Genomic DNA, 26,638 nt, shown 5'->3' on the forward strand with positions numbered 1-26,638 from the left:
CTGCGCATGTGCTTCGCCGTGCCGGCCGAGGACTATGAGGTCAATCCGGTCCTGGCGCGCGCCATGGACCGCATCTTCATCCTGCACGCCGACCACGAGCAGAACGCCTCGACCTCGACCGTCCGCCTGGCCGGCTCGTCGGGCGCCAATCCCTTCGCCTGTATCGCCGCGGGCATAGCCTGCCTCTGGGGCCCGTCGCACGGCGGCGCCAACGAGGAGGCGCTGAACATGCTCAAGGAAATCGGTACGCCGGAGCGCATCCCCGAGTTCATCGAGGGCGTGAAGGCCAAGAAATACAAGCTGATGGGCTTCGGTCACCGGGTCTACAAGAACTACGATCCGCGCGCCAAGGTTATGCAGGAAAGCGCCTACGAGGTGCTGGAAGCGGTCGGCGATCCGAACGACCCGCTGCTGCAGGTCGCCCGCGAGCTGGAGCGTGTCGCTCTGAACGACGGGTATTTCATCGAGCGCAAGCTGTTCCCGAACGTCGACTTCTATTCGGGCATCACCCTGTCGGCGATGGGCTTCCCGACCTCGATGTTCACCGTGCTGTTCGCTCTGGCCCGCACCGTCGGCTGGATCGCCCAGTGGCAGGAGATGATCGGCGACCCGACGCAGAAGATCGGCCGCCCGCGCCAGCTCTACACCGGCCCCACCGAGCGCGACTACGTCCCCATCAGCCAGCGCGGCTGAGGCCGCCTTGCTCCAGACGTTCGACGCCCCCGTCACCGCCGTCCTGTTTGACAGGAGCGGGCGAGCGGCCTTCGCCCTGGGCGACGGGTCGGTCCGGTTCGAGGGTGGAGAGGTCGTGGAGGCGCATGACGGGGCGGTGCTCAGCGCCTGCTTGCATCCGTCCGGCCAGGGCGTGGTCACCGGCGGCGATGACGGCCGGGTGGTCTGGAGCCGTCCGGGCGAGCGGGCCGAACTGGCCGATGTGAAGGGGCGCTGGATCGACGCGGTGGCGGCGTCGGCTGATTCCGGCCTCATCGCCTTCGCCGCCGGCAAGTCGGCCTTCGTGCTCGATCAGAAGGACCCCCACTTCCGGCGCGAGTTCCCGCACGAGCGCTCGGTCGCCGACCTGGCCTTCGAGCCCAAGGGCCGCAAGCTGGCCTGCGCCACCTACGGCGGCGTAGTGCTGTGGTTCGCCCGCATCGAGGCTCAGAAGCCCGTCCAGCTGAAGTGGGCGGGCTCGCACACGCGAGTGACCGTCTCGCCTGACGGCGCCTTCGTCATCTCGGCCATGCAGGAGAACCAGCTGCACGGCTGGCGGCTCAAGGACGGCAAGGACATGCGCATGGGCGGCTATCCGACCAAGATCCGCGACATGACCTTCCTCGACGGCGGGCGGATGATGGCCACCTCCGGCGCGCACGGGGCGGTGGTCTGGCCCTTCCATGGCGCCAACGGCCCGATGGGCAAGGAGGCCGCCGAAGTCGGCTTTGACGAGGCCACCTTCGTGGTGCGCACCGCCGGTCAGCCGAACGGACGCCGCCTGGCGGGCGGCACGGCCGACGGCCGCGTCTGGGTCATTGACCTGGGCGCAGCCCCGCATCGCTGGATCAAGGCGGAGAAGGGGGCGGCGATTTCCGCCCTGTCCATGGCCGCCCATGGCAGACGTCTGGCTTGGGGCGACGAGGACGGCGGCGCCGGTGTCGTCGACCTCGACTGAAGGCGGGGGTATCACCGCGTCATGAACGGCGAAGCTTCGAAGCGGCGACGATTCGGCTGGCTTACGGTCCTGCTGATCGTGCTGATGCTGCCCGCTCTGGGCGTGCTCATCCACGCCGTCGTGCCGCCGCCGATGACGATCCTGATGGTCCAGCGCGCGTTCGAGGGCGAAGGCTTCCACAAGCGCTGGCGGGGCCTGAACGACATCTCGCCCGATCTCGTCGACGCGGTGATCGCCGCCGAGGACGCCCGTTTCTGCAGCCACCAGGGATTCGACCTCGAGGCGATCCAGGAGGCGCTGGAGGAAAACGCCAACGGCCGTCGCATGCGCGGCGGCTCGACCATCAGCCAGCAGACCGCCAAGAACGTCTTCCTGTGGCCGGGCCGCGACTGGGTCCGCAAGGGATTGGAGGCTGGCTACACGGTCCTGATCGAGGCGATCTGGACCAAGCGGCGGATCGTCGAGGTCTATCTGAACGTCGCCGAATGGGGTCCGGGCGTCTACGGCGCCGAGGCCGCCGCCCGGCACTGGTTCGGCAAGAGCGCCTCTGAGCTGACCCGGACTGAGGCCGCGCGGCTGGCGGCCATTCTGCCCAGCCCCCGGCGCTATCAGGCGTCCGAGCCCGGCCCCTACGTCCGCCGCCGGGCCCGGTCCATCCTGGCGGCCATGGGAACCGTGAGAGCCGACGGGCTTTCAGACTGCGTAGCTTGACGGGGAAGGCCGCCTGCCGTTTCTGGCGGCCCAATCGGGCGTGTGTTCGACAGACGACGCCCGGATGAGGAGGAAGACCATGAGAAGCCTGCTGATGACGGCCGCGGCCGCCTGCGCCCTGACCGGGTGCTCGAGCATGATGGACGCCCAGGCCCAGACGGCGCCGGCCGCATCGACCGCCCAGGCCGAGCGCTTCCCGGCGACGCCCGAGGGCGCCCGCGCCTTCGTGGAGGACGCCGAGCGTCGGCTGATGGAGATGAGCGAATACGCCGGCCGCGTCTCCTGGGTGCGCAACACCTACATCACCTTCGATACCATGTGGCTCGAGGCCCGCGCCAACGCAGAGTTCACCGAACTCGGCGTCGAACTGGCCAACGCGGCGGCCCGCTTCAATGACGTGAACGTGGACGCGGCCACCCGCCGCAAGCTGAACCTGCTGCGCCAGGGCCTGGTCGCCCCGGCGCCGAACCGTCCGGGCGCGGCCGACGAGCTCGCGCAGATCCTGACGCGGATGGACTCCACCTACGCCACAGGCCGCTTCGAGTACGAAGGCGAACAGATCAACCTCGACCGGGCGTCCGAGATCATCGCGGGATCGCGCGATCCGGCCGAGACGGCCGCCGTCTACAACGGCTGGCGCACCATCTCCGCCCAGGGCATGGCCGGCGACTACGCCCGCATGGTCCAGATCATCAACGAGGGTGCGAACGAGCTGGGCTACGCCGACGCCGGGGCCATGTGGCGTTCCGGCTACGACATGGCGCCCGACGAGTTCACCGCCGAGACCGAGCGCCTCTGGCAGCAGGTGCGGCCCTTCTATGAAAACCTGCACTGCTACGTCCGCGGCCGGCTGAACGCCCGTTACGGAGACGCCGTCCAGCCCGCTACCGGGCCGATCCGCGCCGACCTGCTCGGCAACATGTGGTCCCAGCAGTGGGGCAACATCTATGACGTGGTCGCGCCGACCAACATGCCGGAGTCGACGGTCGACCTGACGGCCCTGCTGGAGGCGAACGACTACACGCCCGAGCAGGTCATCCGTGCCTCGGAGCGGTTCTACACCTCGATCGGCCTGGACCCGCTGCCGCAGACCTTCTGGGAGCGCTCCCAGATCGTCCGGCCCGAAGGCCGCGAGGTCGTCTGCCACGCCTCGGCCTGGGATGTGGACAACGTCGAGGACCTGCGCATCAAGATGTGCACCCGCGTGAACGCCGAGGACTTCCAGACGGCGCACCACGAACTGGGCCACAACTACTATCAGCGCGCCTACAACCAGCAGCCCTTCCTGTTCCGCAACGGGGCGAACGACGGCTTCCACGAGGCGATCGGCGATTTCGCGGCCCTGTCGGCGGCGACGCCGGAGTATCTGAACCAGATCGGCCTGCTCGACACCGTTCCTGGCACGGATGAGGACATTCCGTTCCTGCTGCGCATGGCGCTCGACAAGATCGCCTTCTTGCCATTCGGCCTGATGGTCGACCGCTGGCGCTGGGACGTGCTGTCGGGCGAGACGACCCCGGCCGAGTACAACGACGCCTGGACCGCCAACATGCTGCGCTACCAGGGCCTGGTGCCGCCGGGCGGCGAGCGTCCGGACAACGCCTTCGATCCGGGCGCCAAGTACCACGTGCCGGGCAACGTTCCGTACACGCGCTACTTCCTGGCCCACATCTACCAGTTCCAGTTCCACCGCGCGGCCTGCGAGATGGCCGGCTGGACGGGGCCGCTGCACCGTTGCTCGGTCTACGGCAACGAGGAGGTCGGCCGCCGCTTCAACGCCATGATGGAGATGGGCCAGTCCCGCCCGTGGCCCGAGGCGCTGGAAGCCTTCACCGGCGAGCGCCGCACCGACGCCTCGGCCGTGGCGGAATACTTCGCCCCGCTCGATGCCTGGTTGACGGAGCAGAACCGCGGTCGGGACTGCGGCTGGTAATCAATCCAGAGACTTGACCTGCAGGGGCCCGGTCCGCCGGGCCCCTTTTTCATGCCCGTTAAGACTATGCGCTTCGAGTTCGTTTACCGCTTCCGGCGCACTCTCCCGCATCGAGCCGCGGGGGCCTGTCTCCTCGGAAGTGTACGGACGGACGACAATGAGCGTCAGGTCGAAGCGTGACGGGCGGTCGCAGGGCCTCTGGGCCCGGCTGGCGCGTGCGCGCGACGGCGGCGTGGCCATGATGTTCGCCCTCGCGCTGCCGCCCGTCTGCATGATGGCGGTCTGCGGCGTGGACATTCACCGCGCCTCCACCGTCCGGGCCCAGCTTCAGGACGCGCTCGACGCCGCCGCCCTGCACGCCGCCCGTTCCACCGAGACCACGGACGCCGGCATCCGCACCGTCGGCATGCGCGCGCTGCGCGCCAATCTCGCCAACTTCCCCGACATCACCCTGCGGGAAGAGGCGGCCTATACCAACTTCGACCTCCAGGACGACGGGTCGGTCGTGGCTACCGCGAAGGTCCGTGTGGATACGCTCGTCGCCGACATGTTCCTCGGCGACCTGATCGACGTCGGGGTGGAGTCCACCGTCTTCCGGTCGAACAACCGGGTCGAGGTGGCGCTGGTCATCGACAACACCGGCTCGATGGCCTCGGGCGGCAAGCTTCGCGCGGCCCAGCAGGCCGCCACCAACCTGGTGAACCGCCTGGCCGCCGCCGACGCCCGCAGTGTCGAGGACGACGCAGTGCGTATCTCGCTCGTGCCCTTCTCGATGACGGTGCGGGTCCACTCGGGCTTCAGCAGCACGGGCAACCGGACGGGCGCGACCAACCTCGGTTGGCTGAGCCGCTCGACCAGCCACACCGGCTCGACCGGCTCGACCGGCATCTTCTCGACCGGCCAGGACCGTTTCGCGATCCTCGACACGCTCCAGATCGGCTGGCGCGGCTGCATCGAGAGCCGCCCCTATCCTTACGACGTCCAGGACACCCCCCCAAACACCGGCAACCAGGCCACGATGTTCGTGCCCTATTTCGCGCCGGACACGCCGGACAAAGGTGACATTCCCGGCGACAACACGTGGCAGAACTACAGCTATTCGAACGACTATCTCGACGACGTCCAGTCGGCGCGGAACAACAACTGGTCGTTCTCCAACAACTCCGCCCGCCTCACCGAGTGGTCGACCCGCACCCGCGATGCGACCAAGTACGTCCGTAGCCGCCTGCGGTCGGGCATTGGGACCAGCCTCGGGCCAAACGACGGCTGCGGCCTCGAGCCCATCACCCGGCTGACCGACAACTACAGCGCCCTGCTGACCAGCATCTCCAACATGCAGGCCACGGGGGAGACCAACGTTCCGATGGGACTGATGTGGGGCTGGCACACCCTGTCGCCCAGCGCACCCTTCGCTGACGGCCGTCCCTATGGGGCGCCGCGGGTCCAGAAGATCGTCATCCTGCTGACCGACGGCGACAATGTAAATTCGACGGCCTATAACCCGGACAACTCCAACTATTCTGGTCTGGGCCTGATCTGGCAGGAGCGGCTGGGCAGCGACACCAGCACCGCTTCGTCGGCCACCCAGCGCGGCCAACGCATGAACGAGCGCCTGCTCGAACTCTGCGCCAACATGCGGGAGCAGGAGATCATCATCTTCGCAGTCGGCGTCCAGGTCAGCACCACCAGCCAGAACCTGCTCCGCCAGTGCGCCAACAGCGACGACCGGTTCTATAACGTCACCAACACGTCGGGCATCGAGACCGCATTCGACCGGATCGCCGGTTCGATCGAGAACCTGCGGATCGCCCGCTAGCCGTCGTCCTCGTCGTCCTCGTAGCCGACCAGCGCGAGCGCGCGGGACCTGAGCCCGCGCAGTTCGGCCCAGCGCATAAGGCCTTCCTCGCGGCCGTGGGTGATCCACACCTCCTCGCGCGCGACCTCTGCGATGGTGGCGGTCAGCTCGTCCCAGTCGGCGTGATCCGAGATGACCAGCGGCAACTCCACGCCCCGTTGACGCGCGCGGGCCCGCACGCTCATCCATCCCGACGCGAAGGCCGCCACGGGATCGGCGAAGCGCCGGGACCAGCGGTCGGCGATGGCCGACGGTGGGGCGATGACGATCTCGCCGGGCAGAGCGTCCTTCTTCGGTTCGACCGGGACGGGGGCCAGAGGTCCGAGGTCCACCCCCCAGCGCTCGTAGAGCCGGTTCAGCCGCTCCAGCGCACCGTGCACATAGATGGTCCGCGCGTGGCCCTGCTCGCGCAGCAGGCGGATCACCCGTTGGGCCTTGCCCAGCGCATATGCGCCGACCAGGTGAGTGCGCTCCGGAAATTGCTCCAGCGAGCGCAGCAGCCTGCGCACCTCACCCCCGTCGTCCGGATGGCGGAAGACCGGCAGGCCGAACGTCGCCTCGCTGATGAAGACGTCGCAGGCGACAGGTTCGAACGCCGCGCAGGTCGGGTCCCGCCTGCGCTTGTAATCGCCCGACACCACCATGGTCAGGCCGTTTCGTCGGACCACGGCCTGGGCCGACCCCAGCACATGCCCAGCCGGCACGAGCGTCAGCTTTACCCCGTCGCGCGTGACCGTTTCACCGTACTCCAGCGGCTGGACCGTCCGCGCGAAATCCGCGCCATAGCGCTCGCCCATGATGGCCAGGGTCTGGGGCGTGGCGACCACCACGCCGTGGCCGGCGCGGGCGTGGTCCGCGTGGCCGTGGGTGATCACCGCACGCTCGACCGGCCGCACCGGATCGATGTGGAAGCCTCCGGGCGGGCAGCACAGGCCCTCGGGTCGGGGCCGCAGGAGATCCTCGGGACGCATCAGGCGGTGAACATGGTGAACGGCTCGGCGAAGAAAGGCGTCATCAATGGGTCAACATGGTGATCGTTCACCAATCCGGGGAGAGCGACCGCCGCTTGGCTCGCGGGCTGACGGGCGATATCGCAGGGCATGAACGCCAGTACGCTCCGCCCGATCCTCGAACAGCTGGTCTCCGGCCCGCCGCACACGCGGGCGCTCGGCTTCAAGCTGGAGGCGCTCGAGGACCGCGCAGTGACCCTGTCGGTTCCCTACCGCGCAGAATTCGCCGGCGACGCCCACAGCGGCGTCATCGCGGGCGGCGTGGTTTCGACCCTTCTGGATCACTGCTGCGGCATGGCGGTGTGGGCCGCGCTCGAACGCTACCAGGTGATCGCCACCCTCGACATGCGCATCGACTACATGCGCGCCGCCAGGCCCGGACTGGCCATCCTGGCGCGGGCCGAGGCCTTCAAGCTGACGTCTTCAGTGGCCTTCGTGCGGGGCGTCGCCTTCGACGCCGACCCCGACGATCCCGTGGCCGCGGTCCAGGCGGCCTTCATGCTCGATTCCGACGCGGGCCGGTCGCCGGGCGCCAACCTGAAAGGAAGCGCGGCATGAGCGCCGAGACCTTCCGGGACCTGCTCGCCGCCGCTCCCTATGCGCGCTTTCTCGGCGTCGAGGCCCACGGCGACGACGGCCGCACGGCGGTGATGCGCTACGCCCAGCACCTCATCGGCAATCCGCTCCTGCCGGCGCTGCACGGTGGCTCAGTCGCGGCGTTCATGGAACTGACGGCTCTGGCCGCTGTGGCGGCGGCGGCCCCGCGCGCACGGCCGCCCAAGCCCGTGGATGTCTCGGTCGCCTATCTGAGGTCGGGAAAGCCGATCGACACCTTCGCCCACGCTGACCTGCGCAAGGTCGGACGGCGGGTCGCCTATGTCCATGTGCTCGCCTGGCAGGATGATCGGACCCGACCGATCGCCGAACTTGGCGCCCATGTGCTGTTGGCCGGTGCGACCGGTGTCACGTCCATGTGAGACGTCGCGCGAAAACGACGCTTTCCCGCTCCGTGGAGCTGTGTTAACGACTCCTTAACCACTGCGTTTGGTGAGGGGCCTAACAATGGAAAAGACTGAGATTCTGAAGATCGTGGCGGACGACCTGTTCGCCACCGAGAAGGCCGTGGACGACGCCATCGCCCAGGCCACCGACATGATCGCCACCATGATTCAGGCTCGCCGCGACGCGAACCTGTCGGCCGTGGTAGGCGCCGAGGCCCAGGCCAAGATGATCGAGGCTGTCGCCGCCCTGGGCGCCGCCCGTTCGGCGGTCGTCGCCTCCCACGCCGAAATGGCCAAGGTGCAGCGCCTGGTCGGCCTCGGCCACCTGGCCGTCGGCCCGACCGACAAGCCCGACGAAGGCACGGGTGACGGCGGCGGCGGCCGCGGCGTGACCGCGCGCCGCGCCCTGCGGGTCGCCGCTTCGCAATAATCGTTCTCAGCGGGTGGGAAGCCGCCCGCGAGTCTGACATCATCGCCCTCGCGACTCGCCGTCGCGGGGGCGATTTTGTTGCTGGACACCCTCCTCGATCATTTCGCTTCGATCCTTTGGGTAGGGGTCTGCTGCTTCGCCCTGTTCAAGGGAGAGCAGACCGAGAGGATCGGCGGCGGCGCCTTGCTGATCGGCTGGTTCGCGACCCTCGCCATCCAGCGGACGGTGGACTTCAACGCCGTGAACTGGCCCGTCATGGCCGTTGACGTCCTGCTCTTTGTCATCCTGCTCGGCCTGGCCTGGAAGAGCGATCGAAGCTGGCCGGTCTGGGGCTCAGGCTTCCAGCTGATCATGGTGCTGGTCCACATCGTGACCGCCACGGACGTCCGCATCAGCGCGTTCGCCTATCAAAGCGCTCTGGCGGTCTCGAGTTTCGGGCTGCTCGCCTGTCTCGCCATCGGCACGTTCTGGGCGTGGCAGGAGCGCGAAGCGATCCGTCCGGACGCCTGAGTTGATCCCAAGGCGTTAGGATAATATTCCTTCTGGCTCCGTCGGAGCCGAATCGCCTTGCCGCTGTCCCATTCCCAGATCTGGAGCGCTCTCGACCGGCTGGCCGCGCGGGAAGGCCTGACCCCTTCGGCGCTGGCGCGACGGGCTGACCTGGATCCGACCAGCTTCAATCCCTCGAAGCGGGTCAAGGATGGCCGCGCTCGATGGCCGTCGACCGAAAGCCTGACCAAGGTCCTGGCTGTCCTGGGGGTGAGCCTCGGAGAGTTCGCCGCCTTGGCTGAAGACGGCGCCCGCGGCGACGGGGCTGTCCCCCTGCTCGGCTTCGCCCAGGCCGGCGACGACGGCTTCTTTGACGACGGCGGGTTTCCGGCGGGCGAAGGCTGGGACCGCATGGCCTTCCCGGGCGCGGCTCGCGAGGGCCTGTTCGCCCTCAGGGTCCAGGGAGACTCCATGCTGCCGGCCTACCGTGCGGGCGACCGGCTCGTGGTCGACCGTACCGCCTCGGACTTCCGGGTCGGAGACCGCGTCGTGGTCCGCACCACCGCCGGCGAGGTGATGGCCAAGGAGCTTCGCCGCCAGACCGCCGACCGCATCGAGTTGAAGTCGCTCAATCCCAACTATCCCGACCGCACCCTGAAGCGCCGCGACCTGTCCTGGATGGGCCGTATCCTCTGGGCCAGCCAATAGGCCCCCGACACGGAAAGGGCCGGCCCCTTGCGGGAGCCGGCCCATCCAACCCGGATAGTGAGGGTGGCCTAGTAGCCGCTGACGTAGGCGCCATGGACGTAGCCGACGATGCGGCCGTTTTCGACCACCCCGACCCAGTCGCCCAGGCGCTCACCCGCCTGGAACTGCTGACCGGCGCGCAGGCCGCCGACGCGGCCGTATTCGGTGCCAGGACCCGAACGCACGTTCACGTTCGTCGTGGCCGAGGCGTAGCCGCCCTGGCTGTAGCCCTGGTTGTAGTACCCTTGGTCGTAGCCGCGGTAATAGCCGCGCTGCTCGGCCTCGCGACGCTGCTGCTGACAGCCGATGTAGGAGCCCGCGCCCGCGCCGATCGCCGCGCCGGCCACGGCGCCCAGCGTCCGCTCGTTGTCGGAGATCTGGCTGCCGATCAGGGCGCCGAGCACGCCGCCGATCGCGGCGTTACGCTCCTGGGTGTTGCCTGGGGCGTCGCACTGGATGACGCCGACGGGGCGGTCCTGGGCCGCCGCCTGGGTAGGCACGGCGACGGTCGTCAGCGACACAGCCGCCACGCCGATGAAGAGGTTACGTGCGAGAGACATGATCGCTCTCCTTTCCGTTTGAACGACGCGGAAAGAATGGCCGATCGGGCGTGGGGTTCCCCTGAAACGCTTGTTCAGCTTGGGTTCACGCCCCTGACGCCAGCTGGCCGCGCGCGCCCGCCTCGATCAATTCGATCGTGCGGCCAAGGCCGTAGATGGCCGCGAACGAGCCGAAGCGCGGCCCCTGGCTGGCTCCCAGCAGCACCTCGTAGAGGGCTGCGAACCACGCTCTCAGCGGGTCGAACTGGTGCGCCTTGCCGACCGCATAGACCTCGTCCTGGATGGTCTCGCCCTCGCTGGTGTCAGGCGGCAGGCGGCGCAGCCGCTCGGCCAGGTCGAGCAGGGCGGCCCGCTCCTTGTCGGTCGGCAGGCGGAAGGCCTTCTTGGCGCGGACGAAGTCCTCGTAATAGTTCAGCGCATAGCCCGCGAGCCGGTCCAGCGTCGGCTCGGTCTCGGGCGTGGCGTCGGGCAGATAGCGGCTGAGATAGGCCCACAGCGCGGCCTTGTCGGTGGCGTTGGCGACAGCCGCCAGGTTCAGCAGCAGGCTGAAGCTCACCGGAGAGGCGGCCTGGGGCGGCTCGCCCTGGTGGACGTGCCAGACCGGGTTCTCGATGCGCTTTTCCGGCTCCTGGTCGCGATAGGCCTCGATCTGGCCGAGGTGGTCGTCGACCGCGCGCGGGATGACGTCGAAGTGCAGCTTCTTGGCCGACTTGGGCGAGGCGTAGATGTAGAAGGCCAGGCTGTCGGGCGTGCCGTAGCGCAGCCAGTCCTCGATCGACAGGCCGTTGCCCAGCGACTTGGAGATCTTGCGGCCTTCGCCGTCCAAGAACAGCTCGAAGTTGAAGCCCTCGGGCGGGACCCCGCCCAGCACGCGGCAGACGCGCGAGGACACCTTCACCGACTCGATCAGGTCCTTGCCGGCCATCTCGTAATCGACGCCCAGTGCGGTCCAGCGCATGGCCCAGTCGGGCTTCCATTGCATCTTGACCCGGCCGCCGGTGACCGGCGTCTCGACGCGGCTGCCGTCCTCGTCCTCGAAGACGATGGTCCCCTTCTCGACGTTCCGCTCCAGCGTCGGGACCTGCAGCACCCGGCCGGTGGTCGGGCTGATCGGCAGGAAGGGCGAATAGGTCGCGCGCCGCTCCGGCCCCAGGGTGGGCAGCATGATCGCCTGGATGTCGTCGAACCGCTCCAGCGCCTTCAGCAGGGTCTCGTCGAACCGGCCCGACTGGTAACAATCCGTCGCCGACAGGAACTCGTAGTCGAAGCCGTACTGGTCCAGGAAGGCGCGCAGCCGCGCGTTGTTGTGCCGGCCGAAGCTGTCGTGCTCCCCGAAGGGGTCGCGCACCATCGTCAGCGGCTTGCCGAGGTCCTGCTTCAGCAGCTCGCCGTTAGGGACGTTCTCCGGGACCTTCCTGAGACCGTCCATGTCGTCCGAGAAGCAGTAGAGCCGCGTCGCCCACTGGTCGTCGGTCAGGGCGCGGAAGGCGTTCCGCACCATGGTGGTGCGCACCACCTCGTTGAAGGTCCCGATGTGTGGCAGGCCCGACGGCCCATAGCCGGTCTCGAAGATCACTTCGCGCGCCAGCGCCGGAAACTGCGCCAGCGCCTCGTCGACCTTGCCCGCATGGATCAGGGTCGCGGCCAGGTCGCGGTCGCCATCATCCGCCAGCCGCGCCTTCAGCAGGCGCGCCAGCAGGTTGCGGGCCTGTTCGAAGGGCCAGGCGCGGGCGTTTCGGGCGTGTCCGGAAAGTCCGGCGAAAGGGGAGGCGGCCATGGCCGGGGATTAGGCCCCCGCCCGCCCCGGGGTCAACGGTCGGCCGTCAGGGCGGGCTTCGGAAGCGCCCCTTAGCCTTGACGCACCGGGCGCATGGCCTGGTCTGGGCCGACGCCAGGGCTGGCCTCACGCTCGGCTCCGGCGCGCTCGCCCGGGCGCATGAACTTGACCAGGACCCGCTGGCCGATCAGCAGCGGCGCCTCGTCCGCCGAGACGACCACCTCGACCACGCGCTGGTCGGTCTGCTGGCCGGGGGTGTCCGTCGTCAGGGTGCGCGCTCCGAACATGGTGGCCCGGCGCAGGACACGGCCGACATAGACGCGGGTCTGGTCGTTCTCAGGCGTGATCTCGACCTCCTGGCCGACGGTGACGTTTGGCAGGTCGGATTCGACGATCTCGGCGCGCACGATGCGGGCGGCGTCGGGCTCCAGGTCGAACATGTTGGAGACGTTCAGGGTCGAGGCGCCCGCGCCCGGCTGGGCGTAGCGGCGGGCGATCCGGCCGTCCATGGGCGCGCGGATGACGGTCAGTTCGAGATTGTATTCGGCCTCGTTGAGGCGGGCCTGGGCGGTCGCGACCTGGGCCTGCTGGGCGTTGAGCGCCGCCTCGGCGGAAGCCACCGCGTCGCGGGCCTGGTCGACGCGCTGCTGCGAGACATAGCCCTGGCTCATCAGCGTCTCGGTGCGGGCCAGCTCGCGCCGGGCCGTGGCCAGGTTAACCCGAAGGCTCTCGGCCTGGGCGGAGATCTGGGCGACTTCGGCGCGGGCGCGCTGAACGGCCAGGCGCGCCTCGTCGTCCTCCTGGCGGGCCAGGATCTGCCCGGCGGTGACCCGGTCGCCTTCCTGGACATAGACCTCACGCACCACCCCGCCGCGGCGAGCCGCGACCTGGATGATGCCGCCCTCGACGTCGGCGCGGCCGTTGCCGATAGCCGCGTAAGGGCTTTCGACCGGAGCCGCCGCTGCGGCGTCCATCTCGGCCTTCTTGGCCGCGCCGGCGCGCGTCATCATGAAGCCGCCGACCACGACGACGAGCAGGACCACCAGGGCGATCCAGAACCAGGGGCGCTTCAGAAAGCGGGGCATCGAGACGTTTCCTAAGACGGTCTTCTAGTGCGCCAGAGGCGCGGGATTGGGGTCGGGCAAGCGCTTCTCGTCGGAGAGGATCCTGCCGTCCTCCATCTTGATCACGCGGTCGGCGTAGGCTTCCAGGCGCGGGTCGTGCGTCACGCAGACCACCGCAGCGCCGTGCTCGACGGCGGCCCTGCGCAGCAGGCGGATCACCACTTGGCCGTTCTCGCCGTCCAGGGCCGAGGTCGGTTCGTCGGCGAAGATCAGCTGGGGCGTCTTGGCCAGGCAGCGTGCGATCGCCACGCGCTGTTTCTCGCCGCCTGACAGCTCGCTCGGGCGCTGGTTGAGGCGATTGCCGAGGCCGACCTCCTCAAGCGCGGCGCGCGCGCGGCGGTCCTGCTCGGCCGGCTCCAGGCCCTGGTATTTCAGGACGATCTTGACCTGCTGCAGCGCCGTGAGCGCCGGGAACAGGTTGAACCCCTGGAAGATGAAGCCGCAGTGGTCCAGACGGAACCGGTCGATGCGGCCAGACGACTTCTTCCACAGGTCGTCGACGTCAAGGATATCGACCCGGCCCTCGTCTGGCTTCAGCAGGCCGGACAGCGCGGCGATGAGCGTCGACTTGCCCGAGCCGGACGGGCCCATGACCATGGTCAGGTCGCCATGAGTGGCGTCGAAGTCCATGTTCTTCAGGACCTCGATGTGGGTCCGGCCGGTCTTGAACCGCTTGACCAGGCCCTTGGCCTCGATAGCCGGGGCGCCGTGTTTCGCCGTTGCCGTCGTCATCTCAGCAGGTCCGCGGGTTGGCTCTTCTTGAGCATGCCGAGCGACAGGAAGCCGGACAGCAGGGCGATGCCGAGCAGCAGGGCGGCGACGCTGCCGTTCATCCACATCGGGAAGGCCATCGGCAGGCCGAAGGCGCCGGCCAGCAGACTGATGCCCCAGGTGAGAAGGAAGGCCGCGCCCACGCCGACGACGCCGACCCAGAAGCTCAGCTCGACGATGATCCGCCTCAGCGACCCCATCGACACGCCCAGCGCGCGCAGCGACGCGAACTCCTTGATGTTGGCCAGGATTGCGCCGCGCAGCGTCTGCCAGGTGATCGCGACTCCGATCAGGATGCCGAGGAACACCGAGAAGCCGAGCATCACCACGACGATGCCCTCCTCGAACATGCCGGTCTCGGACGCCTCGGCCAGGGCGGCGCGGGTCCAGGCGGTGTACTGGCCGTTCGAGCTGGCGTTCAACTGGGCCGCGACGATCTCGGCCCGGGCCGGATCGTGCAGGCGCACCATCAGGGGACCGACCTGCGGGCCGTTGTAGGCCTCGCCCAGCATCCTCAGCGTGTCGCGGGACATGACCAGACCGGCCTGCATGAAGTTCGGATAGCCGCGGGTGACCCCGACCACGCGCACCGTGCGGCCATTATAGAGCGCCTGGTCGCCCAGCTGGACGCCCAGCCGGCCGAGCGCGGATTCGTCCACCGCCACCGTGTAGGGCTGACGCAGCGCCTCGACGAGGTCGTCGGAATAGTCGCGCGGAATGGTCGGATTGCCCGGCTGGGTCACGATCGAGGTGACCATGACAAATTCCATCCGCGGCCGCCGCGCCGGGGTCGGGTCGCCGGGGCGGCTCACCTGATCGAGCGTCTGGAACCGGCCTCCGGACAGGTCGACTTAGTCGACGACGGCCACATCCGGATGGCGATAGATGCTGGGAATGATCCGGCGCGGTACGCCGGATGGGCCGTTGAAGAGGCGCGTGGCGCCCGGCGCCAGCACCATCACATCCGCCGCGGAGCGGTCGATGGTGGCCGTAAACGACTTGCCCATGCCCATGAACATGCCGGCGAAGGCGAGCACGAGCAGGCCCGAGAAGGCGAGCGCGACCACTGCGGCCATGTAGCGGCGCCACTCGTATATCAGGGTTGAAAGCGCAAGCGACATGCGGACGAAGACGGGCTCCCCTCGATGGCCTACCTAATGGCGCGGCAGTGACGCGGCGTCCAAGTTAAATCGGGTTTAGGCGGTTGATCGCCGTTCGATTCGACCGCCCGCGGCTATGACACGACACGGAATTCACGATGAGCGTCCCTGAACTTCTGGTCCTGAATGCGGCGGTCGTGGCGGCCGCCATGCTGGTTCTCTGGCTGTTCGCGCTGCGGCTGGGCGACGTCAGCTTCATCGACGCCTTCTGGGGCTTGAACATGGTTCTAGTCGCGGCGGTGGACTGGTGGGTCGCCGACGGCGATCCGACCCGCAAGGCGCTGCTGGCCGGCCTGTGCGCCGCCTGGGGGCTGCGTTTGGGAATCCATCTGTTTCTGAGGTGGCGCCGACATGGACCAGACAAGCGATACGTCGGCCTTCTCGGCCGGCTGGAGAAGCGCGGCTTCAGCTTCCCGATCGCCTCGCTTCTCTTCGTCTTCCTGCTGCAGGGCGTCCTGCTCCTGCTCGTCTGCCTGCCGGTGCAGCTCGGCCAGGCCTGGCCGACGCCGCCCGTCGGCCTGCTCGGCTGGACCGGCGCGGCTTTGGCGGTGTTCGGCATCGTCTTCGAGACGGTAGGAGACCACCAGCTGGAGCGGTTCAAGGCCGATCCCGCCAATAAGGGCCAGGTCATGGACCGGGGTCTTTGGCGCTATACGCGGCACCCGAACTATTTCGGCGACGCCTGCGTCTGGTGGGGGCTGGGCCTGATCGCCTGCGAGGTTCCGTGGGGCTGGCTGTCGCTGGCGGGTCCGGCGTTCCTGACCTTCACCCTCTTGCGCTGGTCCGGGGCGCCGACCACCGAGGGCTCGATGAAGCAGACCCGGCCCGGCTATGCGGACTACATCGCCCGCACCAGCCCCTTCATCCCCTGGCCGCCGAAGCGCGCCTAGAGCACCGCCGCATAGATGTCGCGGGCGTCCTGAAGCGTGACGTCGCGCGGATTGTTGCCGAGGAGGCGGGTGACCTTCATGGCGTCCGCCGCCAGGCGGTCGAGGTCCCCTTGTGTGACGCCGACCTCGGACAGCCGCTGCTCCATCGGCATGGAGCGCACCAGGGCCGACACGCCCTGGACGAAGCCCTCGCCGTCATGCCGGCCCTCGGTCAGGCGCCCGGGCAGCAGCGGGGCCAGCTCACCGTAGAGGGCCGAGGCCGCGCTGAGGTTGAAGGCTGCCACCTCAGCGAACACCAGCGCGTTCGACAGGCCATGCGGCACATGGAACAGGCCGCCCAGCGGGTAGGCGAGCGCATGCACCGCCGCGACCGGCGCATTGGCGAAGGCCATGCCCGCCAGCAGCGATCCTTGCAGCATGGCCCGGCGCGCCTCCAGGTCCGATCCGTCATCGACCACGCGGTGGATGTTGCCCGCCAGCAGCGACAGCGCGCGCACGGCCAGGGCGTCCGACATCGGATTCTTCCTGTGCCGGGTCGTATAGGCCTCGACCGCATGCACCATGGCGTCCACGCCCGTCATGGCGGTGGCGCGTGGCGGCAGGCCGAGCGTCAGGGTCGCGTCGAGCAGCGCCAGATCCGGATAGAGCAGGCCGGACACCACCCCGACCTTCTCGTCCGACGGCGTGGTGACGATGGCGATGGGCGTCACCTCCGACCCCGTCCCGGCCGTGGTCGGGACCTGGATCAGGGGCAGGCGCTGTCCAATGGCCTTGTCCACGCCGTAGACGTCCTGGAGCGTCTGGTCGCCCGTCGCCAGCAGGGCCACCAGCTTGGCGGTGTCCATCGCGCTGCCGCCGCCCAGGCCGACGACCGCATCGACGCCGGCAGCGCGCGCCTCGTCGACCGCAGCCTCGACCGAAGCCTCCGGAGGATCTGCTTCCACGCGGTCAAACAGGGTGAGCGCCACGCCCGTCTCAGCGAGGCTCTTCAGGGCGTCGTCCAGCAGGCCGCTGCGGGCCAGGAAGGCGTCCGTGACCACCATTGCGTGACGCGCGCCGAGGCTCTTCAACTCCGCGCCGAGGCGGCCGGAGGAGCCGTCCTCGACCAACAGGCGCGGCGTGGTCTGGAACGCGAACTGGGTCATGCGCGCTATACCTAAGGGGCCCCATGGCCGTTAACGCTTGAAGAGTCGCGGAAAGGCCTCAAAGGCCTTATACTACGGCCTCAAGCCCGAAGGCGTCGACCGGTCCGTGCTGAAAGCGCTGTTTCCTACAAAGCCCGGAACGGAACCCTTGGCGCAGGCGATGCGGGCCTGCCGCTGGCACCTGGCGCTCGCCTTCGGCTTCTCGGCTCTGGTCAATATCCTCTATCTGGCGCCGACCCTGTACATGATGCAGGTCTACGACCGCGTGGTCCCCACGGGCGGGTTGCTGACCCTGCTGTTCGTGACCGTGGTGGTGTTCTTCGCCCTGGCCACGTTGGCGTTTCTCGATCACATCCGGTCGCGCATTCTGGTCCGCGCCGGCCTGCGGCTGGACCGCCAATTGGCCGGCGCCGTGCTTTCTCGGGTGCTTGGCTCCCGCGACGGGGGCGCCCGGATCAACCAGGCCATGCGGGAGTTCGATCAGTTCCGCGGCGCGGTCAGCGGCCAGGGAGCGCTGGCGCTGTGCGACGCGCCCTGGACGCCGATCTATCTGCTGTTCTGCTTCCTGCTGCACCCGGCGCTGGGCGCCCTGACCTTCTTTGGCGGCCTGCTGCTGCTGGTGCTGGCGATGTTCAACGAGCGCTCAGCCAAGCCGCGCATTGAGGCCTCGTCCAAGGCGTCGGCTGCGGCCTATGCGGCGCAGGAGACGGTGGCCACCCAGTCCGAGATCGTCCGCGCGCTGGGCATGCGTCAGGCGCTGATCGCGCGCCAGCTTCGGGAGCGAGACGTCGCGGTGGCGGCGCAGGCCGACGCCCAGTTCGTCGGCGGCGCCTATTCGGGGACCATCAAGTTCCTGCGCCTGATCCTCCAGTCCCTGGCCTTGGGTCTGGGCGCGCTGCTCGCCGTCCAGGGCGAAATCTCCGCCGGCGCCATCATCGCCGCCTCGGTCCTGCTGAGCCGGGCGGTCCAGCCGATCGAGCTGGTCGTCGGCGCCTGGAACGGCATCGTCCAGGCCCGTCAGGCCTGGGGCAACCTGACCGAGCTGTTCGCCGCAACGGCTGAGCAGGACACGCCGCGCACGGCCCTGCCGGACCCGAAGGGCGACCTCGCGCTGGAAGGCGTGGGCGTCCGCGCGCCCGTCGGCGACAAGCCGCTGCTCAAGCACCTGGCCTTCACTGTGTCGCCCGGCGAAATCCTCGGCGTCATCGGGCCATCGGGTGCGGGCAAGACCACCCTGGCGCGCATCCTTTCGGGCGGCATGGCGCCCGACGTCGGAAAGGTTCGCCTGGACGGCGCCGACTACGCCGCCTGGGACGCCGAGCGGCTGGCCCGGCACATCGGATATCTGCCGCAGGACTCTGTCCTGTTCGCCGGGACGATCAAGGAGAACATCTCCCGCTTCGCAGGCGCCATGGGAGAGGCGGCCGAGACCGTCGACGCCAAGGCCGTGGCCGCCGCCAAGGCCGCGGGCGTGCACGAGCTGATCCTGCGCCTGCCCCAGGGCTACGACACGCCGCTCGGCGCCGGCGGCCGCGGCCTGTCGGCCGGGCAGGCCCAGCGCGTGGCGCTCGCGCGCGCGCTTTACGGCGATCCGTGCCTGCTGATCCTGGACGAGCCGAACTCGCACCTCGACATGGACGGAGAGGCCGCCCTGCTGAACGCGGTCAAGGCCGCCAAGGCGCGGGGTGCGGCCATCGTCCTCATCGCCCACCGCACCGGCGTGCTCGGCGTGGCCGACCGCCTGCTCGTCCTCCGGGAAGGCGGCATCGAGGGGCTCGGCCCCCGCGACGAAATCGCCGCCCGGCTCCAGGCCGGCCGTCCGTCCGCACCGCGTGTCGTGAGCGTGAACTGAGATGAGCGCGGCGCCCAATCCCGTTCCGCCCCCGTCCGAGGCCGCCGCGACGCCGGCGCCTGAGGCCGCGCCCGTGGCCCCGCCGGAACCTCCCGCGCCTGCGGCCCCACCCGGGGACACGCCGCGGCGCGAGGCGATGATCGGCGGGATCATCGCCGGCCTGTTCTTCGTTCTTTTCCTCGGCTGGGCCGCCTTCGCGCCGCTCGACGCAGGCGCCTATGCGCCCGGCAAGATCGTCGTCTCGGGCAGCCGCCAGGCGGTGCAGCACCGCGACGGCGGCGTGGTCTCCGCCCTGCACGTCCGGGAAGGCGACAGCGTCGCCCAGGGCGCGGTCCTGGTCGAAATCTCGGCCGGGGAACTGCGCGCGACCGAGCGTGGCCTGACCGGTCAGGTGCTGGCCCTTCTCGCCCAGCGTTCGCGGCTGGTCGCGGAACGGGACAACCTGCCTGCGGTGCCGACGCCGCCGGAGTTCGCCAGCCTGACGGGCGCCGACGCGGCCCTGGCCGCTGAGGCCCTGCAGTTGCAGCGTCGGCAGTTCTCGGCGCGCGGCGGCTCGCGTTCGACCCAGGTCGGAGTGCTCAACCAGCGGGTCCAGCAGCTGCAGCAGCAGATCGTCGGCATCGAGCGCCAGATCGAGTCCAACCGTGAGCAGCGCCGTCTGATTGGCGAGGAGTTGCAGGGCATGCGGGATCTGGCGGCCCAGGGCTATGCGCCCATGAACCGGGTCCGCGCCCTGGAACGCCAGGCCGCCGCGCTGGACGGCGAGGAGGGCGCCCTGCGCGCCCAGGTCGCCCGCGCCAACGAGGCCATCGGCGAGACGCGCATGCAGATGCTGGGCGTCGGCGCCGAGACCAATGAGGAGGTCGCCGACCTGCTCCGCCAGGTCCAGGTGCAGCTCGACGAGCTCATGCCGCGCCTGACCGCCGCCCGTGAGCAGCTGGCCCGCGCCCAGGTGCGCGCGCCGGCCTCGGGCCAGGTGGTCGGTTTGTCCATCTTCACGGTCGGCGGCGTGGTCCAGCCGGGGCAGACCCTGATGGAGATCGTCCCGCGCGAGGCTGCCCTGGTGATCGAGGCCGAGGTGTCGCCCGCCGACGCGGACGACCTGCGCATCGGGCAGGAGACCGAGGTCCGCTTCACCGCCTTCCGCGAGCGCGACCTGCCGATCCTGCACGGAGTGATCACCGCCGTCTCCGCCGACAGCTTCGTCGAAGAACGAACCGGCCGCAGCTTCTTCCGGATGACAGTCACCGTGCCGCCGTCGGAACTTGACAAGATCGCGTCCGTACGCGGGGCCGATATGGGGCTGCGTCCCGGCCTGCCGGTCGAGGTGGTGGTGCCGCTCCGGAAGAGGACCGCGCTGGAGTATTTCCTCGAGCCCCTGACCCAGAGCCTGTGGCGGAGCTTCCGCGAGCACTAGGTCGGCGCTAAGGAGCGCCATGCCTTCCGACAACCCGCCCAGCTGGGGCCCCCTCCGTTCCTTCGGGCGGATCAAATCCCGCACGCTCAAGCCGCGCCAGGCGGCCCTGTTCGACACCCTGCTGCCGCGGGTCGCCCTGCCGGATCCGGCGCTCGGGCGGCTGGAGCCGCGCGACCTGATGCCGGGGGCCGAGGAGGTCTGGCTCGAGATCGGCTTCGGCGGCGGCGAGCACCTGGCCGAACAGGCCGCGCGCCATCCCGGGGCGCTGATGATCGGCTGCGAGCCGTTCCTGAACGGCGTGGGCTCGGCCCTGCGTCACGTCGAGGAGCGGGGGCTGGAGAACGTCCGGCTGCATGCCGGCGACGCGCGGGACGTCCTGGCCGCCCTGCCGGACGCCTCGCTCGACCGGGTGATGATCCTGTTTCCCGACCCCTGGCCCAAGGCGCGGCACAACAAGCGCCGCCTCATCCAGCTGGAGAGCGCCGCCGAGATCGCCCGGGTTCTGAAGCCGGGCGGACACCTGCGTTTCGTGACGGACTGGAAGGACTACGCCGCCTGGGCGCTGGAGATCCTCGAGAAGACCCCCGGTCTCGCCTGGCAGGCCGAGCGCGCCGATGACTGGAACATCGCCCCCGCCGACCACGTCACGACGCGCTACGAGGAAAAGCGCCTGGGCGACACGCCGCCGATCTTCCTTGAGTTCCGCCGCGAAGCGTAGCAATCAGGGTCCATCTTCAAAAAAGACGGACCTGAGTGTCGTGAACTTCTCGATGCACGCCGCCGCCCAGCCGATGTTCCTGCGCGGACTGGCGACCCTGGACCACCTGCTCGACAAGGCGGCGTCGTCCGGCCTCGACGAGGCCGCCATCCTCGAGGCCCGGCTGGCGCCGGACATGCGGCCCTTCCCGGACCAGATCCGCATGGCCAGCTTCACCGCGCGCGCCGCCATGGCGCGGCTCGCCGGCGCCGACTGGCCGAAGACAGACGACACAGAGGCGTCCCTGGCCGAGCTCAAAGCCACGGTGGCGCTCTCGCGAGACTTCGTGGCGGGCGTCGATGCGGCCGCCTTCGCGGGTGCCGAGACGCGGCCTGTCCAGCTGAAGTTCCCGGGGATCGAGCTGAACTTCGTGGGCGAAGGGTATCTGACCAGCTTCGCCCTGCCGAACTTCTATTTCCACGTGACCACGGCCTACGCCATCCTGCGCCACAAGGGCGTGGAGCTGGGCAAGCGTGACTTCCTGGGCCAGCTGGCGCTGGTCTAGAGCAGCCGGATCTCGCGCAGCCGCTGCATCAGATAGTCCTGGGCCGTGATCGGCTCGGGATAGCGGTTCGGGTTGTCCGCGGTGACGCAGCTCTCCAGCGTCCGGATTTCGTAGTCCGGGTTGAAGTGCAGGAAGAAGGGCGTCGAATAGCGGGAAAAGCCGCGCCGCTCCGGCGCCGGGTTCACCACCCGGTGCGTCGTCGACGGCAGGACGTGGTTGGTCAGCCGCTGCAGCATGTCGCCGACGTTGACCACGATCGCGCCCGGCGGCGGGTTGATCGGCAGCCACTGGCCGTCACGGTCCTTGACCTGCAGGCCGGCCTCCTCGGCCCCCAGCAGCAGGGTGATGACGTTGATGTCCTCGTGCGCCCCGGCCCGCACGCCCGGCGCGTCGGCGGGCACCGGCGGATAGTGGAGCAGGCGCAGCACGCTGTTCCCTTCGCTCACGGTGTCGTCGAAGAAGCGGTCGTCCAGCTTCAGATACCGCGCGATAGCGGCCAGCAGCTTGAGTCCCAGCGCATCCAGCGCCTCGAACATCCCGTAGACGTGCCGATGAAAGCCCGGGATCTCGCGCGGGTCGAGGTTGGCGCGCATGAAGTCGCGATAGGGATGACCCTCCGGCAGGTCCCGCCCGGTGTGCCAGAACTCCTTGAGATCGACGACGTCGGCGTCCTTGGCCGCCTCGGTGCCGAACGGGGTGTAGCCGCGGGCGCCCCCGGTCCCCGGCTCGTGGTAGGCCATCTTGGCGTCATGCGGCAGGGCGAAGAAGGCCTTGGCGTCGGCCAGCGCCCGGTCGATCACCGTCTGGTCCAGCCCGTGGTCCGACACCACCGCGAAGCCGTAGCGCCGCCAGGAGGCGCCAAGATCGTCGGCGAAACCCTGGAAGTCCCGCTCGTAGCGGGTCATCGAGACGGGGGCGAAGGCCTGGGCGGCGTCGGACATGGCGAACCTGCGAAAAGGGGCAGGGCGGTCTAGCCGAAAACGATGCGGCACCAAAGCATGCCGCGCGCGCGACCCCAAGCTTTGCTATAAATCAAGCTTGGCAGGAACCGCCGCCGCCGACCTTGCGTTTACGCGGGGGCTAATCCGGAGAGAACGCTATGACCCTCAAGACCCTCACCCTCGGCGTCGGAGCCGCGGCCCTGATCGTGGCCGGCTGCACGACGACCGACCCCTATCGCAGCCAGCCGATCCGCAACAACACCGGCACCGGCGCCATCGTCGGCGCGGTCGCGGGCGGACTGCTCGGTTACCTCACCAACACCTCGGACTCCGAGGAAGGTCGCACCAACGCCCTGATCGGCGCCGGCGTCGGCGCGCTCGCCGGCGCGGCGGTAGGCAACTACATGGACCGCCAACAGCGGGCCATGGAGCAAGAACTGTCCGGCACCGGCGTTGGCGTCGCCCGTGAAGGCGACACCCTGATCCTGCGCATGCCCTCGGACGTGACCTTCGCCACCGCCAGCTCGACCATCGACGGCCGCTTCTACGCTGTGCTCGACGATGTGGCCCAGGTGCTGAACACCTACGACCAGTCGGTCGTCGACGTTGTGGGGCACGCGGACTCCCGCGGCGAGGCGGCCTACAACCAGACCCTGTCGGAGCAACGCGCCTCGTCGGTAGCGGGCTACCTCATCAGCCGCGGCGTGATGCGCGAGCGCCTCTATGTCGCCGGCCGCGGCGAGATGGCGCCGATCGCCTCCAACGACACCGACCAGGGCCGGGCCATGAACCGGCGTGTGGAGATCGTGATCCGGCCCTTCACCGGGCGCTGATCTGCTGACCCGAAGACAGGACGCGGCCGCTCCAAGGGGGCGGCCGTTTCCTTATGTCGCACCCTCTTGCGCGTAACCGCCGACCGGTGTTCCTTGCGTCTGGCGGAGGGGCGAGTTGGACCGGCGCGGCGACAACGACATCTATGACGGCGACGAGATCGCCAGCCTGCTCAAGGGCCTGCGCCTGGCCGTCATCGCTCTGGTCGCCGCGGTCGTCACCGCCGGCCTGGTCATCGGCGTCGGCGAGAACCTCAAGGGCCACGGCGACGCGCCGCAGCTGACCCTGGTCTCGGGCCACTAGGCCTCACATTACAGCGCTGTAAGTGTTCCGCGCCGATTTCGGCGTCTAGGGTCCCGGCCTCTGTTCTGGTGAGGTCGGGGTCCCCATGTTCAAGCGCGCGCTCGTCGTGTCCGCCGCCATCGCGGCCGTTCTGTCGGGGTCGCCGGCCCTGGCCCAGACCACGGCGCTCGATGCGCCGCCCGCCACGCCCGAGGTTCCTCGGCTCGATTACCGGCACCGGACGCTCGACAACGGGCTGCGCGTCTACACGCTCCAGGACCGCTCCTCGCCGACTGTCTCGGTCCAGGTCTGGTACGACGTCGGCTCCAAGGACGACCCGCAGGGCCGCTCGGGCTTCGCCCACCTGTTCGAGCACATCCTGTCGCGGATGACCCGCAACATCCCGCGCGGCTACATCAACACCCTGGTCGAGGATGTCGGCGGCTCGCGCAACGCCTCCACGGGCCCGGACTACACCAACTACTTCGAGGTGGTGCCGTCGCACTTCCTCGAGACCATGCTGTGGACCCATGCCGAGCGCATGGACCGGCTGGTGGTCGACGCGGAGATCTTCGACGCCGAACGCTCCATCGTTCAGGAAGAACTGCGTCAGCGCGTGCTGGCCACGCCCTACGGTCGGCTTCAGCGCTTCGTGATGATCAACAACTCCTGGCGGGTGTCGCCGTACCATCGGCCCGGCATCGGCTCGATCGAGGAGCTGAACGCCGCGACCGTCGAGGACGCGCTCGCCTTCCACGACGCCTACTACCGGCCCGACAACGCCGTACTCGTGGTCTCGGGCGACTTCGACCAGGCCCAGCTCGACGCCTGGATCGATGAGCACTTCGGCCCGATCCGCGCGCCCGACCGTCCGATCCCCCGCTTCTCGGCGGAAGAGCCTGCGCGCGAAGGTCCGCGCAGCGTCACGGCCTACGCCCCCAACGTGCCGCTGCCGGCCATCGTCTGGTCCTATCCGGCCCCGCCGGTAAACCATCCCGACACGCCGGCTCTGCAGGTTCTGGACGCCATCCTGACCTCTGGCGACTCCTCGCGCTTCCACCAGGCCCTGGTGCGCGGCGGCGTGGCCGCCAGCGCGACCGCCTACAACTACCAGCTCGAGGATGGCGGCTTCTACGGTCCCTTCCTGATCGTGTCCGGCGAAAGCGACGTCGAGGCTGCCGAGGCCGCGCTGCAGGGCCAGATTGACCTCATCCGCACCGCTCTGGTGACCGAAGCCGAGCTGGCGGAAGCCCGCACCGAGATCGTCGCCGGCGCTCTGCAGGGCAGGCAGACCGCCATGGGCCGCGGCTTCGCCCTGGCGGACGCCATCATGACGGCCAACGACCCCGATTTCGCCGACGAGAACCTTGAGCGTGTCGCCCAGGTGACCGCCGCGGACGTCCTGCGGGTGGCCCAGACCTACCTGCGCGATGACCAGCGGGTCTCGATCCGCTACCTCGATGAGAGCCAGCGCCCGGAGGGCGCAGCCGACACCGTCGCGCCGTCCGTTGACCGCTACGGGCTGGACCTGCCGCCGAACCAGAGGCCGCTGGTCACCCACGCATCCGACGCGGAGCGCGTGCCGCCGCCCGCCCCGATCGAGCCCCGCTCGCCGCTGCCGCCGCAGTTCTCGGAACGGACCCTGTCGAACGGTCTGCGGGTCATCGTCGCCCGCTCGGGAGACCAGCCGCTGTTCACCGCCTACCTGTCGGTCGGCGGCGGCGACGCGGCGGAGGGCGAGCCAGGCTCGGCGGTCAACGAATTCACCGCCGACATGCTGACCCGCGGCGCCGGCGGCCTGACCTCGACCGAGATCGCCGCCCGCATCGAACGGCTCGGCGGTTCCATCGGCGCAGGCGGCGGCGCCGACCGCCAGACCCTGTTCGTGTCCGCGCCCCAGGTGAACGCCGAACAGGCCGGCACCATCCTCGCGACGGTGGCCCGCAGCCCCGACTTCGACGCCGAGGAGCTGGAGCAGCTGCGCTCGGAATCGATCGACGGCTACCGGGTCTATCTCCGCCAGCCCGGCAACATCGCCGGTGAGGTGGCCCAGCGGCTGGTCTACGGCGCGACGCCTTACGGCCTGGGCGCGCCGACCGAAGAGGCCCGCCGCGCAGTGACCCGTGACCAGTTGGCCCAGTTCCACCAGACCTGGTGGCGCCCCGACAACGCCACCCTGTTGATCGGCGGCTCGATGGAGGCGGAAGAGGCCTTCACCCTGGCCGAGGAGCTGTTCGGCGACTGGCGGCGCCCCTCGACGCCGCTTCCGCCGGTCCGCTCGCTCGCCGGCGAGCCTCAGCCGCCTCGAGTGGTCGTTGTGGACATGGAGGGCGCGGGCCAGGCGGCCGTGCAGATCTCGCTGCGCAGTCTCGAGCGGTCCCATCCCGACTACTACGCCCTCGCGATCGCCAACGCCGTGCTCGGCGGCGGCTCCAACGGGCGGTTGTTCCAGGAGGTGCGCGCCCGTCGCGGCCTCAGCTACGGCGCCTATTCCGCGCTCAGCCAGGCGCGCGAGGCGGGCCGCATCAACCTGACCGCCCAGACCCGGAACGATGCGGCGGCCGAGACTGCGGGCGTCATGCTGGACGAACTGGCGCGGCTCGTGGCCGAGGGCCCCGACCAGGGCGCGGTCGAGCGCCGCACGAACTTCCTGGTCGGCGCCTTCGGACGCCAGATCGAGACGACCCAGGGCCTGACGGGTTATCTCGCTACCGTCTCCGCGCTCGGCCTGCCTCTCGATGAGGTCAGCAACTATCCGCGCGCCGTCGACGCGGTCACGGC

The 26,638-nt window shown here is 69.3% G+C and carries 25 protein-coding genes and 1 pseudogene; 18 read left to right on the forward strand and 8 right to left on the reverse strand.

Annotated elements, in window-relative coordinates; genetic code table 11:
- The 5 genes from Q0M60_RS12480 to Q0M60_RS12500 all read left to right on the forward strand — a co-directional run.
- Positions 1 to 693, forward strand: a 693-nt coding sequence (locus Q0M60_RS12480; RefSeq protein WP_296819989.1) for a citrate/2-methylcitrate synthase, incomplete at its 5' end; no start/stop codon positions are given.
- A 7-nt stretch (positions 694 to 700) separates the two neighbouring features.
- A complete protein-coding gene (locus Q0M60_RS12485) occupies positions 701 to 1,669 on the forward strand; it encodes a WD40 repeat domain-containing protein (protein WP_296819991.1) in 969 nt (322 codons plus the stop codon).
- A 21-nt stretch (positions 1,670 to 1,690) separates the two neighbouring features.
- On the forward strand, positions 1,691 to 2,380 hold the full coding sequence (gene mtgA / locus Q0M60_RS12490) for a monofunctional biosynthetic peptidoglycan transglycosylase (protein WP_296819994.1): 690 nt from the start codon (positions 1,691 to 1,693) through the stop codon (positions 2,378 to 2,380).
- A 79-nt stretch (positions 2,381 to 2,459) separates the two neighbouring features.
- A complete protein-coding gene (locus Q0M60_RS12495) occupies positions 2,460 to 4,313 on the forward strand; it encodes a M2 family metallopeptidase (RefSeq protein WP_296819997.1) in 1,854 nt (617 codons plus the stop codon).
- Positions 4,314 to 4,470: 157 nt separating this feature from the next.
- A complete protein-coding gene (locus Q0M60_RS12500) occupies positions 4,471 to 6,129 on the forward strand; it encodes a VWA domain-containing protein (RefSeq protein WP_296819999.1) in 1,659 nt (552 codons plus the stop codon).
- On the opposite strand, the gene Q0M60_RS12505 is transcribed toward Q0M60_RS12500, so the two are convergent.
- Entirely contained in the window at positions 6,126 to 7,139 is a 1,014-nt protein-coding gene (locus Q0M60_RS12505; RefSeq protein WP_296820001.1) for a ligase-associated DNA damage response exonuclease, read from the reverse strand. The genes Q0M60_RS12500 and Q0M60_RS12505 overlap by 4 nt on opposite strands.
- Positions 7,140 to 7,268: 129 nt before the next feature.
- On the opposite strand from Q0M60_RS12505, the gene Q0M60_RS12510 reads away from it, so the two are divergent.
- The 5 genes from Q0M60_RS12510 to Q0M60_RS12530 all read left to right on the forward strand — a co-directional run bounded on the left by Q0M60_RS12510 (position 7,269) and on the right by Q0M60_RS12530 (position 9,806).
- On the forward strand, positions 7,269 to 7,736 hold the full coding sequence (locus tag Q0M60_RS12510) for a PaaI family thioesterase (RefSeq protein ID WP_296820004.1): 468 nt from the start codon (positions 7,269 to 7,271) through the stop codon (positions 7,734 to 7,736).
- The gene (locus Q0M60_RS12515) at positions 7,733 to 8,155 is read left to right on the forward strand and encodes a PaaI family thioesterase (protein WP_296820006.1); all 423 of its coding nucleotides are present in this window, start codon (positions 7,733 to 7,735) and stop codon (positions 8,153 to 8,155) included. Before Q0M60_RS12510 ends, Q0M60_RS12515 begins: the two co-directional genes overlap by 4 nt.
- Before the next feature lie 85 nt (positions 8,156 to 8,240).
- Entirely contained in the window at positions 8,241 to 8,609 is a 369-nt protein-coding gene (locus Q0M60_RS12520) for a hypothetical protein (protein ID WP_296820008.1), read from the forward strand.
- 78 nt (positions 8,610 to 8,687) lie between these two features.
- Positions 8,688 to 9,119: a hypothetical protein gene (locus Q0M60_RS12525; RefSeq protein ID WP_296820011.1), complete on the forward strand. Its 432-nt coding sequence runs from the start codon at positions 8,688 to 8,690 to the stop codon at positions 9,117 to 9,119.
- 57 nt (positions 9,120 to 9,176) lie between these two features.
- Complete coding sequence (locus tag Q0M60_RS12530) at positions 9,177 to 9,806, forward strand: helix-turn-helix transcriptional regulator (protein ID WP_296820014.1); 630 nt, start codon at positions 9,177 to 9,179, stop codon at positions 9,804 to 9,806.
- A 68-nt stretch (positions 9,807 to 9,874) separates the two neighbouring features.
- Here the strand turns inward: Q0M60_RS12530 and Q0M60_RS12535 are convergent, their stop codons facing one another.
- The 5 genes and pseudogenes from Q0M60_RS12535 to Q0M60_RS12555 form a co-directional block, all read right to left on the reverse strand.
- Positions 9,875 to 10,405, reverse strand: coding sequence for an SH3 domain-containing protein (locus tag Q0M60_RS12535; RefSeq protein ID WP_296820016.1), 531 nt, complete (start codon positions 10,403 to 10,405; stop codon positions 9,875 to 9,877).
- An 85-nt stretch (positions 10,406 to 10,490) separates the two neighbouring features.
- Positions 10,491 to 12,182: a lysine--tRNA ligase gene (locus tag Q0M60_RS12540; protein ID WP_296820018.1), complete on the reverse strand. Its 1,692-nt coding sequence runs from the start codon at positions 12,180 to 12,182 to the stop codon at positions 10,491 to 10,493.
- 71 nt (positions 12,183 to 12,253) lie between these two features.
- Entirely contained in the window at positions 12,254 to 13,267 is a 1,014-nt protein-coding gene (locus Q0M60_RS12545; protein ID WP_296820021.1) for an efflux RND transporter periplasmic adaptor subunit, read from the reverse strand.
- A gap of 24 nt (positions 13,268 to 13,291) precedes the next feature.
- Positions 13,292 to 14,038 carry an ABC transporter ATP-binding protein gene (locus Q0M60_RS12550; RefSeq protein WP_296820024.1) on the reverse strand — a complete coding sequence of 249 codons (747 nt, stop codon included), beginning with the start codon at positions 14,036 to 14,038 and terminating at the stop codon, positions 13,292 to 13,294.
- A pseudogene (locus Q0M60_RS12555) lies at positions 14,035 to 15,198 on the reverse strand (ABC transporter permease). The gene Q0M60_RS12550 and the pseudogene Q0M60_RS12555 overlap by 4 nt, the downstream one beginning before the upstream one ends.
- 137 nt (positions 15,199 to 15,335) lie before the next feature.
- Here Q0M60_RS12555 and Q0M60_RS12560 point away from each other — a divergent pair.
- Positions 15,336 to 16,127, forward strand: coding sequence for a DUF1295 domain-containing protein (locus Q0M60_RS12560; RefSeq protein WP_296820025.1), 792 nt, complete (start codon positions 15,336 to 15,338; stop codon positions 16,125 to 16,127).
- Here the strand turns inward: Q0M60_RS12560 and Q0M60_RS12565 are convergent.
- Positions 16,124 to 17,272, reverse strand: a complete 1,149-nt coding sequence (locus tag Q0M60_RS12565; protein ID WP_296820029.1) for an iron-containing alcohol dehydrogenase — start codon at positions 17,270 to 17,272, stop codon at positions 16,124 to 16,126. The genes Q0M60_RS12560 and Q0M60_RS12565 overlap by 4 nt on opposite strands.
- A 148-nt stretch (positions 17,273 to 17,420) precedes the next feature.
- Between Q0M60_RS12565 and Q0M60_RS12570 the strand changes: the two genes are divergently transcribed.
- The 4 genes from Q0M60_RS12570 to Q0M60_RS12585 are packed head-to-tail and all read left to right on the forward strand — an operon-like array spanning position 17,421 to position 21,803.
- A complete protein-coding gene (locus Q0M60_RS12570; RefSeq protein WP_296820032.1) occupies positions 17,421 to 19,124 on the forward strand; it encodes a type I secretion system permease/ATPase in 1,704 nt (567 codons plus the stop codon).
- Between the two features lies 1 nt (position 19,125).
- The gene (locus Q0M60_RS12575; protein WP_296820034.1) at positions 19,126 to 20,541 is read left to right on the forward strand and encodes an HlyD family type I secretion periplasmic adaptor subunit; all 1,416 of its coding nucleotides are present in this window, start codon (positions 19,126 to 19,128) and stop codon (positions 20,539 to 20,541) included.
- Positions 20,542 to 20,560: 19 nt separating this feature from the next.
- The gene (gene trmB / locus Q0M60_RS12580; protein WP_296820037.1) at positions 20,561 to 21,259 is read left to right on the forward strand and encodes a tRNA (guanosine(46)-N7)-methyltransferase TrmB; all 699 of its coding nucleotides are present in this window, start codon (positions 20,561 to 20,563) and stop codon (positions 21,257 to 21,259) included.
- A gap of 40 nt (positions 21,260 to 21,299) precedes the next feature.
- Positions 21,300 to 21,803, forward strand: coding sequence for a DUF1993 family protein (locus tag Q0M60_RS12585; protein WP_296820041.1), 504 nt, complete (start codon positions 21,300 to 21,302; stop codon positions 21,801 to 21,803).
- On the opposite strand, the gene Q0M60_RS12590 is transcribed toward Q0M60_RS12585, so the two are convergent.
- Positions 21,800 to 22,744: a 2OG-Fe(II) oxygenase family protein gene (locus Q0M60_RS12590; RefSeq protein ID WP_296820044.1), complete on the reverse strand. Its 945-nt coding sequence runs from the start codon at positions 22,742 to 22,744 to the stop codon at positions 21,800 to 21,802. The two genes, Q0M60_RS12585 and Q0M60_RS12590, sit on opposite strands and share 4 nt — an antisense overlap.
- A 158-nt stretch (positions 22,745 to 22,902) precedes the next feature.
- Here Q0M60_RS12590 and Q0M60_RS12595 point away from each other — a divergent pair, with 158 nt between their 5' ends.
- The 3 genes from Q0M60_RS12595 to Q0M60_RS12605 form a co-directional block, all read left to right on the forward strand.
- Positions 22,903 to 23,577: an OmpA family protein gene (locus Q0M60_RS12595; RefSeq protein ID WP_296820047.1), complete on the forward strand. Its 675-nt coding sequence runs from the start codon at positions 22,903 to 22,905 to the stop codon at positions 23,575 to 23,577.
- A 115-nt stretch (positions 23,578 to 23,692) separates the two neighbouring features.
- The gene (locus Q0M60_RS12600; RefSeq protein WP_296820051.1) at positions 23,693 to 23,878 is read left to right on the forward strand and encodes a hypothetical protein; all 186 of its coding nucleotides are present in this window, start codon (positions 23,693 to 23,695) and stop codon (positions 23,876 to 23,878) included.
- Between the two features lie 85 nt (positions 23,879 to 23,963).
- On the forward strand, positions 23,964 to 26,638 hold a 2,675-nt coding region (locus Q0M60_RS12605; RefSeq protein WP_296820054.1), incomplete at its 3' end, for a pitrilysin family protein.

The organism is Brevundimonas sp. (assembly GCF_024711105.1).
Taxonomy (GTDB): domain Bacteria; phylum Pseudomonadota; class Alphaproteobacteria; order Caulobacterales; family Caulobacteraceae; genus Brevundimonas.

Bases quoted from the DNA above. Each gene is read 5' to 3' on its own strand.
- Q0M60_RS12495 (WP_296819997.1), top strand. From the start codon at position 2,460: ATGAGAAGCCTGCTGATGACGGCCGCGGCCGCCTGCGCCCTGACCGGG.
- Q0M60_RS12590 (WP_296820044.1), bottom strand. From the start codon at position 22,744: ATGTCCGACGCCGCCCAGGCCTTCGCCCCCGTCTCGATGACCCGCTAC.
- Q0M60_RS12575 (WP_296820034.1), top strand. From the start codon at position 19,126: ATGAGCGCGGCGCCCAATCCCGTTCCGCCCCCGTCCGAGGCCGCCGCG.
- Q0M60_RS12500 (WP_296819999.1), top strand. From the start codon at position 4,471: ATGAGCGTCAGGTCGAAGCGTGACGGGCGGTCGCAGGGCCTCTGGGCC.
- Q0M60_RS12535 (WP_296820016.1), bottom strand. From the start codon at position 10,405: ATGTCTCTCGCACGTAACCTCTTCATCGGCGTGGCGGCTGTGTCGCTG.
- Q0M60_RS12560 (WP_296820025.1), top strand. From the start codon at position 15,336: ATGAGCGTCCCTGAACTTCTGGTCCTGAATGCGGCGGTCGTGGCGGCC.
- Q0M60_RS12540 (WP_296820018.1), bottom strand. From the start codon at position 12,182: ATGGCCGCCTCCCCTTTCGCCGGACTTTCCGGACACGCCCGAAACGCC.
- Q0M60_RS12595 (WP_296820047.1), top strand. From the start codon at position 22,903: ATGACCCTCAAGACCCTCACCCTCGGCGTCGGAGCCGCGGCCCTGATC.
- Q0M60_RS12550 (WP_296820024.1), bottom strand. From the start codon at position 14,038: ATGACGACGGCAACGGCGAAACACGGCGCCCCGGCTATCGAGGCCAAG.
- mtgA (WP_296819994.1), top strand. From the start codon at position 1,691: ATGAACGGCGAAGCTTCGAAGCGGCGACGATTCGGCTGGCTTACGGTC.
- Q0M60_RS12545 (WP_296820021.1), bottom strand. From the start codon at position 13,267: ATGCCCCGCTTTCTGAAGCGCCCCTGGTTCTGGATCGCCCTGGTGGTC.
- Q0M60_RS12505 (WP_296820001.1), bottom strand. From the start codon at position 7,139: ATGCGTCCCGAGGATCTCCTGCGGCCCCGACCCGAGGGCCTGTGCTGC.
- Q0M60_RS12565 (WP_296820029.1), bottom strand. From the start codon at position 17,272: ATGACCCAGTTCGCGTTCCAGACCACGCCGCGCCTGTTGGTCGAGGAC.
- Q0M60_RS12510 (WP_296820004.1), top strand. From the start codon at position 7,269: ATGAACGCCAGTACGCTCCGCCCGATCCTCGAACAGCTGGTCTCCGGC.
- Q0M60_RS12515 (WP_296820006.1), top strand. From the start codon at position 7,733: ATGAGCGCCGAGACCTTCCGGGACCTGCTCGCCGCCGCTCCCTATGCG.
- Q0M60_RS12520 (WP_296820008.1), top strand. From the start codon at position 8,241: ATGGAAAAGACTGAGATTCTGAAGATCGTGGCGGACGACCTGTTCGCC.
- trmB (WP_296820037.1), top strand. From the start codon at position 20,561: ATGCCTTCCGACAACCCGCCCAGCTGGGGCCCCCTCCGTTCCTTCGGG.